Raw genomic sequence first — 12,807 nt, 5'->3', positions numbered from 1 at the left:
CGCACGCTGCCGGAAGGCGCACCCGGGCACCAAGTCCCGGCACTAGCTGATGTTCAGGAAGTTCGCTGCCGGTTCGTGGCCCTCCACCTTGAGGGTCCAGTCGGGGCGCTTGAAGGAGTCCGGGGTGAGGCGGACGTGCTGGACTGTTTCGACTTGCGTGCCCCAGGCCTTTCTGGTGATGCCGTTGAGCTCGTAGCCGAGGGAGCGGGAGACGCCGAGGGAGGCTTCGTTCCAGCTGGCGGCCTCGGACTCCGCTACTTCTGCGCCCAGCCAGTCAAACGCGTAAAGGGCGACGGCGGCACGCATCTCCTTGCCAAATCCGCGGCCCTGCACTGACTGCTTGAGCCACGATCCAGTGCTGACCGTCTTGAGGGTGGCGAAGTCCTTGGCCCCGACGTCCTGGCAGCCGATGAACTCACCCCCGTGCCAGATGCCCAGCAGGAGGGTCCACGACTCGGGGGTGCACTCCGCGCGGCAGCGCCAGTACCAGCGGGCCATGTTCGGTCCAAGCTCTTCGGCCGGAAGCTCAGTCCATGGAGTGCTGAACGGGTTTCTGTCGCGGGCATGAATCCCGCTCTGCGCCGCTGCAACTGCCGCCGGAATCTCATGGTCCCGGATGGGGCGCAGCTCCAGCCGGGGCGTTGCCAGCGTGAGATCGAAGAGCGGCCACACGGTGTTCAGCGTCGTCATCCGCGAAGCCTAGCCGATGAGCCCGCATTGCGGCCTGTCACAGTCAGGCGGGGACATCCCAGCTGATGTGGCGCCGGACGTCCGTAAGGTTCATGGACTCGGCCAGGAACAGGTCGTCCAGCATGTACTCATCTACGGCGAGGATCCGCAGCCAATGCCCGTACTGGTCCGTGTCGGATTCAAGGGAGCGGCTGGAAACACACACACCCGTTCCCAGGTCCACCCGGATCCGGCTGCGGCCCGGGAGGCACAGGGGAGCGGCAGGATCCACGGGATGGTAGGCGGCGGTGGGGGAGACGACGGCCTCGAGCGCGGGCCGGCCCTCATGCTCCCTACGGTGGATGTCGTGGAGTTCCACGGCGTTACTGCCCGGAAACTCGAGGGGCACAGGGGCGTTGCCTGCGAGCTCCACCGGGTCCAGGGCGGCGGAGAAGCGTCCGTTGCCGAAGCCCGGCTCGCCGTAGGCTGCTTCCGGGCGGCGCCGCACCAGCCCCAGGTCGTCGTAGACGGGCGTCACCAGATGGGGCGGGAGGAGCCAGGATCTCCGGGTGGAGCTGGTGTAAAGGCCGTCCTTTGAATCGTTGATTCCCGTGGTGCTGTGGAGGACCAGTCCCTCAGGGCTTTCGAGGCGGAGTGCCCCGGGCCGGCGCAGCCAGGCGCGGACAAGCGGAGCAGCAGGACTGGGGGCCTCTGCGAACGGCTCGTCCCAGTATTCAAAGCGCAGCGACTGCCACTTCCAAGGGGAGGACCGGCACAGGTTCCGGAACATGGCCGCGAGGTCCGTCGAGGCAGCACCACTGTCCGGATCCGGCCGGTGCCGGGATTCCCACGTCGCCATATCCACAGTTTACGCGCGGCCAGTACTGCCACGGAGCGGAAATCCAGTAGCATCCGAGGGTGATCCAACGACTGGCCGAACTGTGGCAGCACACCCCGCTGGCCTTCTGGCTGGTGCTGGCTGCCTGCGCCTACTTCGCGGTGATGGCCGTGCGGCTCACCGTGATTGACGTCCGCCACCACCTCCTGCCAAACCGGATTGTCTTCCCGTCCTACGCCGTTGCCGGTGTGCTCCTCCTCGCGGCGTCGGCCTTTCCCGGAACCGGCGACGCCGGGGCCCCGGGTTCTCCCGGATCTCCCGCAGGCATCCTGGCCCTTCCGGTGCTCCGGGTAGTGGCCGGAGCCGCCATCCTGTGGCTCTTCTACTTCATTCTCCGGGCGGCCTATCCACCCGGAATGGGATTTGGCGATGTGAAACTCGCAGGAGTCCTGGGTATGTACCTCGGCTACCTTGGCTGGGGCCACCTGTTTGCCGGTACCTTCCTGGCCTTCCTGCTGGGCGGCGTGTGGTCCATCGTGCTCCTGGCCGCGCGCAGGGGGACATTGAAATCCTCCATCCCGTTCGGGCCGTTTATGCTCGCAGGAACTGCTGCGGCCATGCTGCTTCCGGCCTGACCCTCGGCAGCAAGGGGCCCGGGGACGGCTTCCAGCGGGCAAAGGGGGCAGAGACTTCGGTAGGCTGGCGGGATGCCAGCGCCTGACTACGTCCTGAAGCTCCGTAAGAAAATCGGCAATGATCCCCTGTGGGTTCCCGGGGTCCGCGGCGTGGTGGTGGACGCGCTGGGACGCGTCCTGCTCGCACAGCGGGCGGACAACAAACAATGGGCCCTGGTCAGCGGGATGCTGGAGCCCGGGGAGCAGCCGGCCCGCGGCCTGGTGCGGGAGATTTTCGAGGAAACGGCAGTGGTGGCCGAACCCGAGCGGGTGGTCTCCGTCGGGGCCGTTGGTCCCTTTACCTACCCGAACGGCGACGTGTGCGAGTTCCTGGATGTGGTGTTCCTCTGCCGCTACGTTTCCGGAACCGCCCGGGTGAATGACGACGAATCCCTGGCCGTCGGGTGGTTCGGCATTAATGAACTGCCTGAACTCATGGCCGGCCACCTCACCAGCATCCACCGTGCCCTGGCTCCGGCGGAAGCCGCCCACTTCGAACCCTGAGCCCTCCCGGGCGTTCATGCGACGGCCGCCCGCCTTCGCGGGAAATCCCGGCGCTCGCAGCTGACCTTAAAGACGACGGCCGCCCGCCTTCGCTGGGAAGGTGGGCGGCCGCCGTCGTGCTTGCCCCCGCCAGGCGGACCTGGCGGGGAAGGGGACCTAGGCCTTGTGGGCCGGAGCCGTCATGGTGGTGACATCCAGTGCCTTGTCCAGATCGGCTTCGGACACCTTGCCCTCGCCGTCCCCGACGAAGCCCAGCTTCTCGGTTGCCTGGCGCACGGTAAGGCCCTCAGCCACGGCCGTCTTGGCGATCTTGGCCGCGTTCTCGTAGCCGATGTACTTGTTCAGCGGGGTCACGATGGACGGTGAGGCCTCGGCCAGGAAGCGGGCGCGCTCCACGTTCGCGGTGATGCCGTCAATCATCTTGTCCGCCATGACGCGGCTGGTGTTGGCGAGCAGGCGGATGGATTCCAGCAGGTTGGACGCCATGACCGGGATGCCGACGTTAAGCTCGAACGCGCCGTTGGTGCCGGACCAGGCGATGGCGGTGTCGTTGCCGATGACCTGTGCCGCCACCATGATGGATGCCTCGCAGATGACCGGGTTGACCTTGCCCGGCATGATCGAGGAACCCGGCTGCAGGTCCGGGATGGCGATTTCGCCAAGGCCCGTGTTGGGGCCCGAGCCCATCCAGCGGAGATCGTTGTTGATCTTCATGAACGAGATCGCGATGTTGCGCAGCTGGCTGGACGCCTCGATCAGGCCGTCGCGGTTGGCCTGGGCCTCGAAGTGGTCGCGGGCCTCCGTCAGGGGAAGCCCCGTGTCGGTTGCAAGCAGTTCGATGACGCGCTCCGGGAAGCCCGCCGGGGTGTTGATGCCGGTGCCCACGGCCGTGCCGCCGAGCGGAACCTCAGCGACGCGGGGGAGCGAGGCGTTGATCCGCTCGATGCCGTAGCGGACCTGCGCGGCGTAGCCGCCGAACTCCTGGCCGAGCATCACCGGGGTGGCGTCCATCAGGTGGGTGCGGCCGGACTTGACGACGTCCTTGAACTCGACAGCCTTCCGCTCCAGGGACTCGGCAAGGTAGCCGAGGGCCGGAATGAGGTCGTTGATCAGGGCCGAGGTGGCGGCGACATGGACCGATGTGGGGAAGACGTCGTTGGAGGACTGTGAGGCGTTGACGTGGTCGTTCGGGTGGACAACCTTGTCACTGCCGGCGGCCTTGAGGGCGCGCGAGGCAAGCTCGGCGATGACCTCGTTGGTGTTCATGTTCGAGGACGTGCCGGAGCCCGTCTGGAAGACGTCGATGGGGAAGTCGCCGTCATACTTGCCGGCGGCCACCTCATCGGCTGCATCTGCGATCGCCTTGGCCAGCTCGCCGTCGAGCACACCCAGTTCAGCGTTGGCCTGGGCGGCAGCCTTCTTGACCCGGGCCAGTGCTTCAATGTGCGCACGTTCCAGGGTCTTGCCGGAAATGGGGAAGTTCTCCACTGCCCGCTGCGTCTGCGCGCGGTACAGTGCGTTCACGGGGACGCGGACTTCGCCCATCGTGTCATGTTCAATGCGGAACTCTTCAGTGGAAGTCATGGGGCTAGCTTAGGACGCACGGGCGCCGCATCGAAAACCGTGAACTGCTTGCTACAGGCCCACCGCCGCGGCAGTTTTGGGAAGCTCCTAGTGCTCGCCTATTCCGGAAACCAGGTTGGCGCGGCCTTCGGCCAGGCTGTACGAGAGGCCGATGACCGCGGTCTTGCCCGAGCCGATTGCGTCGGAAATCACACGGGAGCTGTCCACGAGGCGCTGCGATGTCTGCTTGACGTGTTCCACCACCATGTCATTGACTTCGGTTTCGTCATTGCGCAGGGAGGTGAGGACCGACGGCGTAATCCGTTCCACCAGGTCCCGGATGAAACCTGTCGGCATCTCTCCGGTTTCCACCGCGGACTTCGTGGCGCTGACGGCCCCGCAGCTGTCGTGCCCCAGGATCACGATCAAGGGCACCCCCAGCACTGCCACGCTGTATTCCAGCGAGCCCAGGACGGCATCGTCAATGACCTGGCCTGCCGTCCTGACGACGAAGACGTCGCCGAGACCCACATCGAAGATGATCTCTGCGGCGAGCCGCGAGTCGGAGCAACCGAAGATGACGGCGAAGGGGTGCTGGTTCTCCACGAGGGACGACCGCCGTGACGCATCCTGGTTGGGGTGCGAGGTCTCACCGTTAACGAATCGTTCATTGCCTTCGCGCAGACGGCGCCAGGCGAGTGCAGGAGTCAGATAGGTAGCCACGCGCCTACCTTACGGTGCGGCGGGCGCGGAGGGTGAAACTGTGACAGCAGGGTTGCTTTCCAGGGACCTGACGACGGCGTCCGCCAGCACGGCGATCTCGTCCAGCTGGGCCTCCCCGGACAGGACAACGGTGGTGCCGCGGTAGTCCAGCACCAGGGACTTTTCGCCCTTGCCGGTGTCCCGAAGCTGCCAGTCCTGCCCGCCGGCGTTCCGGGAGCCGGTGACGGGCGCGTTCCTGGTTTGCTGAAGAAGCCAGGTGGGGTTGGCGCTCCTGGTCTGGACCAGGCTGATGAAGGACTCCCTGGGCGTCAGGTAGCCCACTTCCCAGGTGGGGACACCGCTGCCGGTTCCGGCTTCCCACCGGGCGTAGTTCGGCCGGAAAGTATTGCCGGTGTCCGGGGCCACGGGTGTGAATCCCGCCACATCCGTGGCGTTGCGCGCGGTGGCTCCCACATCGATGTTCGGACGGTAGCCCTCGCTTTTGGGGAGCGGATTCATGAGGATGATGGGCAGGAACGCGGCGATGCTCACCACCAGGGCGATGACCATTCCAATCACCGAGGCGTTGGCGCGCTTGGCGGCTGCCGCCGGAATGACGGGCTTGACCTGCCCCTGTCCTGCCGTGGCGCCGGACACGCTGCTGCCTCCGGATCCGTGCGGCTCGGGACTGGGGGTGGTCTTTTCCTGCATGTCATTCACCCCTCTATAGTCGCCCATGGCGGCAGTCAACTTCCATTTGGCCTCCGCGGGCTCCCTGGCACGGCCTCCTGGCACATTGCGGTGTTGCGTCATCCGCCGCTCCGAAGGCGGTGCCGCGACTATGATCGATATCAGAGGAATCACCGCCCTGCTGCACCGGCGGGGTGGGTTCAATGATCGCCACTCGAAGAAGAGGTTCACGTGTCACCAGCGTCCATGACCCAGAAGTACTCCACGCTCTCCCCGTCCCTGGCGGTGGGCAATGATGAGCCGGACCGGAACCTTGCCCTCGAGCTCGTCCGCGTCACCGAAGCAGCCGCAATCGCCGGCGGTCACTGGGTTGGCTTCGGCGACAAGAACAAGGCTGACGGTGCCGCCGTTGACGCCATGCGCTCCTTCCTGCAGACCGTCCACTTCAACGGTGTCGTGGTCATCGGTGAAGGCGAAAAAGACGAAGCTCCGATGCTCTTCAACGGCGAACGCGTCGGTGACGGTACGGGGCCCGAATGCGATGTGGCCGTTGACCCCATCGATGGAACCAGGCTGACCGCGCTGGGCATCAACAACGCCCTCGCCGTCCTGGCAGTGGCAGAGCGCGGCTCCATGTTCGACCCCTCCGCCGTGTTCTACATGGAGAAGCTCGTCACTGGCCCGGAAGCCGCTGACATGGTGGACCTCCGCCTCCCGGTCAAGCAGAACCTGCACCTGATCGCGAAGGCCAAGGGCGTCAAGGTCAACCAGCTCAACGTCATGATCCTCGACCGTGACCGCCACAAGCCGCTGGTGGAGGAAATCCGGCAGGCAGGCGCGCGCACCAAGTTCATCATGGACGGCGACGTGGCAGGCGCCATCGCGGCCGCCCGCTCGGGCACCGGCGTCGACGCACTGATGGGCATCGGCGGGACCCCGGAGGGCATCGTGGCCGCCTGCGCCATCAAGTCCCTCGGCGGTGTCATCCAGGGCCGCCTGTGGCCCACCAGCGACGAAGAGAAGCAGAAGGCCATCGACGCCGGCCACGACCTCGAGCGGGTCCTGTCCACCAACGACCTCGTCTCCAGTGACAACTGCTACTTTGCCGCCACCGGCATCACCGACGGCGACCTCCTCAAGGGCGTCCGCTACTCCAAGGACAGGGTCCTCACCCAGTCCATCGTCATGCGTTCCAAGTCCGGCACCATCCGCTTCGTTGACGGCGAGCACCGGGCTGACAAGTGGGAAGGCTACGCCCGCAAGAGCTGACCCCGGCCGCGTTGTGATCCCAGGCCCCCGGAGCGCACCGCGTTCCGGGGGCCTGGCGTTTAAGCCGTTGGTATAGGGTTGAAGCCATGATTCCTGCTGTTGTGCCCTGTACTGACCGCGCCCTCTGGGACGACCACGTTGACCGGTTCCAGGGACATCCGCAACAGCTCTGGGGGTGGGGCGAGACCAAGGCCATGCACGGCTGGTCCGTGGACCGTGTGCTCATCAATGACGGCGTGAACACCATTGGCTGCGCCCAGCTGCTGGTCCGGCGCCTTCCCCTTCCGTTCCGTGCGCTGGTGTACATTCCCCGTGGCCCCATGTGCGCACCGGAGAATGCGCAGGCGGTCCTCAACAGCCTGGCCCGCCATGCCGCCGTCCGCCACCGGGGAGTGGCCCTGAGCATCGAACCGGACTGGGACCAGGATTCAGTTTTCGCCGGTGCAGTGGCGGCCGCCGGGTTCCGGTCATCCAGCAATACGGTGCTTATCCCGCGGACCCTGATCCTTGACCTCACCAGGACCGATGACGAGCTCATGGCGGACATGTCCAAGTCCACCCGGGCCAACATCCGCAAGGCCATGCGCAGCGACGTTGAGTTCCGCAAAGTGAAGAACGACGCCGAACTTGAGCAGGTACTGGCCGTCTACCACGAGACCGCGGACCGGGCCGGTTTCGGGATCCACGAGGACCAGTACTACCGGGACATCTTCAAGAACATGGCGGACGGCTCGCCGATCATCGGGGCGTTCGACGGCGAGCAGCTGCTGGCGTTTGTCTGGCTCGCCAGGAGCGGCGCCACCGCCTTCGAGCTCTACGGCGGCGTGTCCGGCGAGGGGCAGAAGCAGCGCGTCAACTACGGCGTGAAATGGGCGGCGCTGCAGGCGATGCGCGAGGACGGATGCTCCCGCTACGACTTCAACGGGCTGCTCAACGACGGCATCTCCGACTTCAAGAAGCAGTTCGCCAAGCACGAGAACATGCTGCTGGGCACCTGGGAAAAACCGCTTTCGCCGTTCTACCCGGCCTATGCCCAGGCCATGCCACTGGCGCGGCGCGGGCTGCAGACCGGCCGGCGGCTGCTGAAGGCTGCTGCCGGCAGGGTCCGGCCCGTACTCAAGAAGCTGCGCCCGGGCAGCTAGCCCCGGCAGGCAAAGGGCGACGGCGGCACCCGCCCGGGTGCCGCCGTCGCCCTTGCCGTTGCCGCCAGTAAGCCGCGGGGCGCAGCCTGCTAAAGGCCCGTGGTCACGGCGAAAGCAAGCGCAGGTTCCGTGCTCCCTGCCACCGGGTGAACGTTGACCGGAGCCTCGGCTGCGGCCAGGAAGGCGCTGCCGCCCCGGGAGAGCTCCAGGTCGCCCTTGGGCGAATCCAGGTAGATGTTGCCGGCCACAACAATGACCACGGCCGCGCCGGACTGTGCCAGCGGTACCGGTCCCGCGCCGGGTGAGAGCTCGATGCGCTGGAGCTGGAATTCCTCGAACGGCGGGCGGAACAGTTCCTGGTCCAGGACCGTCCTTTCGGCCGCGAGCCTGGGCACGGCCACTGGCTGGAAGTCGACAGTCCGCAGGAGTTCGGGCACATCCACGAACTTGGGGGTGAGGCCGCCGCGCAGGACATTGTCGGAGGATGCCATGACCTCCACGCCCAGGCCGTGCAGGTAGGCATGGACGTTTCCGGCGGGCAGGTAGACCGCCTCACCCGGCGCCAGCGAAATGCGGTTCAGCAGCAGGGAGATCAGGACTCCGGGATCGCCGGGGTACTTTTCGTTCAGGCTGATCACTGTGTTGAGTTCGGCCTCGTAGGGGGCAAGGGGCGCTCCGGAGTGGAGCGCGGCCACCACCAGCGCAGTAGCATCAGCCACGGGCTGGCCGCCGCTGATCAGGCGCTCGAAGGCCTTCCGCAGGCCCGTGCTTTCACCGGGGGACTGGAGGTCCGCAAGCAGCCCATTGACCAGCGCGGGAGCCCCGCCCTCCACGGAGTCGAAGGCGGCCGCAACATGCTGCAGGATGTCCACGGTCCGGGCTGCCGGACGGAAACCGCACAGCGCCTCAAACGGCGTCAGGGCGAGAATCATCTCCGGCTTGTGGTTGTCGTCGCGGTAGTTCCGGTTGGGTGCATCCGGAGCCAGGCCCGCTGCGTTTTCCCGCGCAAACCCCGCCCGTGCCTGCTCCAGGCTCGGATGGACCTGCAGGGACAGTGGCTGGGCTGCCGCCAGGATCTTGGCCAGGAACGGCAGCCGCGGACCAAAGCGGGCCACGGAGTCCGCGCCAAGGAAATGCTCCGGATCGCGCGAGATCAGGGCGTCCAGGCCCGTGGTCGCCGAACCGTGCTCGGGAACGCGGGCAACCGATGGGGAATCGGGGTGCGCGCCGATCCACAGTTCCGCTTCGGGGCCGCCGGATTCCGGGCGTCCCAGGAGGGCGGCGATGGCCGTCGTCGAACCCCAGGCGTAATCCCGGAGGACGTTGTCAATCTGGTACAAAACCGTTCCGTTCCTTGGTGGGTTGGCCGCTAGAGCGGGGCGCACTGGCCGTTGGTGGCCACGAGCTGGCGGATGGTTTCTTCATCGCCATTGCGCTTGAGCTGGTTCAGCATCTCTTCGGTGATCGGCTCGCCGTCGGGGGTTGTGGTCACCGGGGTGAAGTCCGACGGCGTGGGCTGCTGCGGGGCGCGGCCGCCGGCCGGCAGGGCGACGGGGGAGGCCCCGGCCGCCTGGATGTGCCCGGCGCCCGTCTTCGGGACGGCCATGGCGTCGTCGGGAATTCCTGCCGACTGGGCGCCCTTGGCGGAGGCCGACGCCAGCAACTGGTCCACGCGCTGGTGGATCTGGTCGAAGTCCGGGACGGTGGAGAAGGAGGCGTCGAAGTCCGGGGGGCCGATTGTCAGCCGCTTGACGTCCTGGCCCTTCGCCTTGATCGCGAGGTCCAGGAAGCTGCCAAGCTGGGAGGAAGAAATGTTGGATTCCACAACCTGGGTGCCCGCGTTGGCGATGTCCTCGAACTTGGCCAGCAGCGTGGCCGGGTCCAGTTGCTTCAGCATGGCCTGCTGGACGCATTGCTGGCGCTGGATGCGGGCGTAGTCATCCACATACTCGCGTGACCGTCCGTACCAGAGCGCCTGGTTGCCGTCGAGTGTCTGCTCTCCGGCCGGGATCCACCCGAGGGGCATGCCGTGGGTTTGGCTGTAATCGTCGAAGTAGCCGCTCATGGGGACCCAGCCGCCGGCCTTGATCTTGATGCCGCCCATGGCGTCGATGAGCGTGGCAAAGCCCTCCATGTCCACCAGGACATAGGCCTGGATTGTCATTCCCAGCGTTCCGGAGACGGCTTCCATGGTTGCCTGCGCGCCCGGATCGGCCACCCCCGGGTAGAGGTCCGCGTGCTGGTTGGTGACTTCGGTGTTAATGGCATTGATCAGGCATTCGTCGCCGCAGTTGTAGCCGTCGGGATAGATCTCCCGCATCGGCGAGTCTTTGCTGAACTGCGCGTTCTGGAAGTTGCGGGGGACGGAAATGATGGCGGTCTGGCCGGTTTCGGCGTCAACGCTCAGCACCGAGAGGCTGTCCGGACGCCGTCCGGTACGGTCCTCACCGGCGTCGCCGCCCATCATCAGGAAGTTGTAGCGCCCGTCCACGGGGTCGATAGCGGGCCCGGCGGAAAAAATGTTGCCGATCGCGTTACGGCCCACATTGAGGAGGTAGGCGGCGTAGCCGAGCGACCCGCTCCCGAGGACCAGGGCCAGTACCAGGGCAAACCCGACGGCGGGCCGTACCGAGGGCTCCAGCAGTACGGGGCGGATCAGCCGCAGGGTGTTGATGAACAGTGCCGCCCAGCCGACGGCCAGCGCTACCAGCAGGATCACGATCGCCAGGGAGGCGAAGGGGTTGGTGATGATGTTGATCAGGAGGGGCCGGTTGAGGAGCAGCAGGAGCAGGGTGAGCGCCAGCACTGCCCAGACGGAGAGCGTTACGGCCAGTGCGGCGCGGCCCAGCCTGCGGTCGCCGGCCACAATCTGGGCACTGCCCGGGACCAGGAGAGTCAGGAGGACAAGCACGAAGGCCCGCTTGGTGCGGACGTGCGGAGAGGCGCTGACCGGGTAACGGACGGGGTCTGTCATTGCGCCGCCGGGAGCGGAGTCATGCAGCTTGCTGCTGGACATACGCGCCGCCCTAGCGGCTGCCCCGCAGGGCGCCGTTGCCTTCGGCGAAGACTTCGCTGACCTTTTGCCGCAGGTTCGCACCCTTGCGGGTTGCGACGGCGTTGAGGTCCGCGGCGAAATCAAGGAGGTCTGCGCGAAGCGATGCGGCAAGCTCGTCCGTGCCGGCTGCCAGTATCCGCACCGCCAGAAGTCCCGCGTTGCGTGCCCCGGCGATTGAAACGGTAGCCACCGGAACGCCGGCCGGCATCTGGACGATGGACAGGAGTGAGTCCATGCCGTCCAGGGTTTTCAGGGGGACAGGCACGCCGATGACCGGAAGCGGCGTAACGCTGGCCAGCATGCCCGGCAGGTGGGCCGCGCCCCCGGCGCCGGCAATGATGACCCTCAGGCCCCGCTCATGGGCCGTCTGCCCGTAGCGGATCATTTCCGTAGGCATGCGGTGGGCTGACACGACGTCGGCTTCGAACGGAATGCCGAACTCCGCCAGCGCGTCCGCGGCGGCTTCCATGACAGGCCAGTCCGAGTCGGAGCCCATGACCAGGCCTACCAGGGGCGCTGTCTCCGAAGCGGTGGCTGGTGTGGCTTGGGCGCTCATGCGTTCTCCTCGAAAGTGCTTGGCGTTTCCTCCGCCGCCACCCGCCCGTCGCGGATGATGTTGGCCACCATGGTGGCACGGCGGCGAACGGACTCGACGTCCGCGGTTGATGAACCCACCAGGTTCACGTGGCCGATCTTGCGGCCGGGCCGGACGGACTTGCCGTAGCAATGCACCTTCGCGGCAGGTTCGCTGGCAAGCGCCAGCGGGAAGGCGGAATACAGGTCCTGGTTCTCGCCGCCCAGGAAGTTCTTCATCACCACCACCGGTGCAAGGACATCGGTGGCGCCGAGGGGAAGGTTCAGTACCGCCCGGAGGTGCTGCTCGAACTGGCTGGTCACCGAGCCGTCCTGCGTCCAGTGGCCGGTGTTGTGGGGGCGCATGGCGAGTTCGTTGATCAGGAACCCTGCCCCGGAGCCCGGCGTCTCGAAGAGTTCAACGGCCAGCACGCCCGTCACTCCCAGCTCGCCGGCAATCCGCAGTGCGGCGTCTTCCGCTGCCGCGGCAACCTCCACGGGGATATCCAGCGCGGGCGCTATGACCTCGTCACACACGCCGTCCACCTGGATGGTGTGCACCACGGGCCATGCCCGGGCCTCGCCGTCGGGCGTCCGTGCCACCAACGCAGACAGTTCCCGCGTGAACTCGACTTTGGCCTCGGCGAGGAGGGGGCTCATGGCGTCAAACCATTCCTCTGCGTCCGCAGCCTCTTCCGCTGAGCCCACCATGCGGACACCCTTGCCGTCGTAGCCGCCGCGCGGCATCTTCAGCACAACCGGCCAGCCGGTTTGTTCCCCGAAGCTGACGAGGCCGGCCACATCCTTCACGGCGGCCCAGGCAGGATTGGGAAGTTCCAGCCGGTCGATGGCTGCACGCATTACCAGCTTGTCCTGGGCGTTGACGAGCGCGTCGGGTCCGGGCTGGATATTGACGCCGGCATCCTGCAGGGCACGAAGGTGGGCCGTTGGGACGTGCTCATGGTCAAAGGTCATGACGTCCAGGCCTTCTGCGAAGTCCAGGAGGGTCTGCAGGTCCTTGTAGTCACCCACGGGCGAGGACGGCACCGCCGAGACAGCGGAGACATCGTCACCTTCGGCAAGGACGCGTAGTTCAAAGCCAAGTGCGGTTGCGGCCGGGGCCATCAT

Annotated in this window: 13 protein-coding genes; 4 read left to right on the top strand and 9 right to left on the bottom strand. The window is 66.5% G+C overall.

Annotation, left to right across the window (positions count from 1 at the left end):
- Nucleotides 1–42: 42 nt before the first annotated feature.
- Nucleotides 43–690 carry a GNAT family N-acetyltransferase gene (locus tag PV768_RS00595; protein ID WP_421091958.1) on the bottom strand — a complete coding sequence of 216 codons (648 nt, stop codon included), beginning with the start codon at nt 688–690 and terminating at the stop codon, nt 43–45.
- Between the two features lie 43 nt (nt 691–733).
- Nucleotides 734–1,528, bottom strand: a complete 795-nt coding sequence (locus tag PV768_RS00590; protein WP_421091957.1) for a hypothetical protein — start codon at nt 1,526–1,528, stop codon at nt 734–736.
- 59 nt (nt 1,529–1,587) lie between these two features.
- Here PV768_RS00590 and PV768_RS00585 point away from each other — a divergent pair, with 59 nt between their 5' ends.
- The gene (locus PV768_RS00585) at nt 1,588–2,142 is read left to right on the top strand and encodes a prepilin peptidase (protein ID WP_421091956.1); all 555 of its coding nucleotides are present in this window, start codon (nt 1,588–1,590) and stop codon (nt 2,140–2,142) included.
- 72 nt (nt 2,143–2,214) lie between these two features.
- A complete protein-coding gene (locus tag PV768_RS00580; RefSeq protein WP_321215735.1) occupies nt 2,215–2,685 on the top strand; it encodes an NUDIX domain-containing protein in 471 nt (156 codons plus the stop codon).
- A 156-nt stretch (nt 2,686–2,841) separates the two neighbouring features.
- Here PV768_RS00580 and PV768_RS00575 read toward each other — a convergent pair whose 3' ends face one another.
- From PV768_RS00575 to PV768_RS00565, 3 genes are all read right to left on the bottom strand, one after another.
- A complete protein-coding gene (locus PV768_RS00575; RefSeq protein WP_091418460.1) occupies nt 2,842–4,269 on the bottom strand; it encodes a class II fumarate hydratase in 1,428 nt (475 codons plus the stop codon).
- Between the two features lie 87 nt (nt 4,270–4,356).
- The gene (locus tag PV768_RS00570; RefSeq protein ID WP_321215736.1) at nt 4,357–4,971 is read right to left on the bottom strand and encodes a carbonic anhydrase; all 615 of its coding nucleotides are present in this window, start codon (nt 4,969–4,971) and stop codon (nt 4,357–4,359) included.
- 9 nt (nt 4,972–4,980) lie between these two features.
- Nucleotides 4,981–5,688: a DUF4245 domain-containing protein gene (locus PV768_RS00565; RefSeq protein WP_197432394.1), complete on the bottom strand. Its 708-nt coding sequence runs from the start codon at nt 5,686–5,688 to the stop codon at nt 4,981–4,983.
- Between the two features lie 198 nt (nt 5,689–5,886).
- Here PV768_RS00565 and glpX point away from each other — a divergent pair, with 198 nt between their 5' ends.
- Together glpX and PV768_RS00555 are read left to right on the top strand one after the other, a co-directional pair.
- Entirely contained in the window at nt 5,887–6,909 is a 1,023-nt protein-coding gene (gene glpX / locus PV768_RS00560) for a class II fructose-bisphosphatase (RefSeq protein ID WP_157242613.1), read from the top strand.
- Between the two features lie 86 nt (nt 6,910–6,995).
- Complete coding sequence (locus PV768_RS00555) at nt 6,996–8,051, top strand: lipid II:glycine glycyltransferase FemX (RefSeq protein ID WP_421091955.1); 1,056 nt, start codon at nt 6,996–6,998, stop codon at nt 8,049–8,051.
- Between the two features lie 89 nt (nt 8,052–8,140).
- Here PV768_RS00555 and manA read toward each other — a convergent pair whose 3' ends face one another.
- Genes manA through PV768_RS00535 form a run of 4 tightly spaced genes read right to left on the bottom strand, consistent with a single transcriptional unit; the run spans nt 8,141 to nt 12,807 of the window.
- A complete protein-coding gene (gene manA / locus PV768_RS00550) occupies nt 8,141–9,391 on the bottom strand; it encodes a mannose-6-phosphate isomerase, class I (RefSeq protein WP_421091954.1) in 1,251 nt (416 codons plus the stop codon).
- Nucleotides 9,392–9,420: 29 nt separating this feature from the next.
- Nucleotides 9,421–11,067 (bottom strand): LCP family protein, encoded by a 1,647-nt coding sequence (locus tag PV768_RS00545; RefSeq protein WP_421091953.1) that lies wholly within the window; start codon nt 11,065–11,067, stop codon nt 9,421–9,423.
- A 10-nt stretch (nt 11,068–11,077) separates the two neighbouring features.
- On the bottom strand, nt 11,078–11,662 hold the full coding sequence (purE, locus tag PV768_RS00540) for a 5-(carboxyamino)imidazole ribonucleotide mutase (protein WP_157238722.1): 585 nt from the start codon (nt 11,660–11,662) through the stop codon (nt 11,078–11,080).
- Complete coding sequence (locus PV768_RS00535; protein WP_421092015.1) at nt 11,659–12,807, bottom strand: 5-(carboxyamino)imidazole ribonucleotide synthase; 1,149 nt, start codon at nt 12,805–12,807, stop codon at nt 11,659–11,661. Before PV768_RS00535 ends, purE begins: the two co-directional genes overlap by 4 nt.

This window comes from Pseudarthrobacter sp. CC4, from assembly GCF_048957775.1.
Taxonomy (GTDB): Bacteria; Actinomycetota; Actinomycetes; order Actinomycetales; family Micrococcaceae; genus Arthrobacter.
The sequence above is the reverse complement of the archived record's forward strand: the minus strand, read 5'-3'. Positions and strand labels throughout refer to the sequence as shown.

Coding starts and splice junctions, on each gene's coding strand:
- PV768_RS00595 (WP_421091958.1), bottom strand. CDS start 690: ATGACGACGCTGAACACCGTGTGGCCGCTCTTCGATCTCACGCTGGCA.
- PV768_RS00590 (WP_421091957.1), bottom strand. CDS start 1,528: ATGGCGACGTGGGAATCCCGGCACCGGCCGGATCCGGACAGTGGTGCT.
- PV768_RS00580 (WP_321215735.1), top strand. CDS start 2,215: ATGCCAGCGCCTGACTACGTCCTGAAGCTCCGTAAGAAAATCGGCAAT.
- PV768_RS00575 (WP_091418460.1), bottom strand. CDS start 4,269: ATGACTTCCACTGAAGAGTTCCGCATTGAACATGACACGATGGGCGAA.
- PV768_RS00565 (WP_197432394.1), bottom strand. CDS start 5,688: ATGGGCGACTATAGAGGGGTGAATGACATGCAGGAAAAGACCACCCCC.
- glpX (WP_157242613.1), top strand. CDS start 5,887: ATGACCCAGAAGTACTCCACGCTCTCCCCGTCCCTGGCGGTGGGCAAT.
- PV768_RS00555 (WP_421091955.1), top strand. CDS start 6,996: ATGATTCCTGCTGTTGTGCCCTGTACTGACCGCGCCCTCTGGGACGAC.
- PV768_RS00545 (WP_421091953.1), bottom strand. CDS start 11,067: ATGTCCAGCAGCAAGCTGCATGACTCCGCTCCCGGCGGCGCAATGACA.
- purE (WP_157238722.1), bottom strand. CDS start 11,662: ATGAGCGCCCAAGCCACACCAGCCACCGCTTCGGAGACAGCGCCCCTG.
- PV768_RS00535 (WP_421092015.1), bottom strand. CDS start 12,807: ATGATGGCCCCGGCCGCAACCGCACTTGGCTTTGAACTACGCGTCCTT.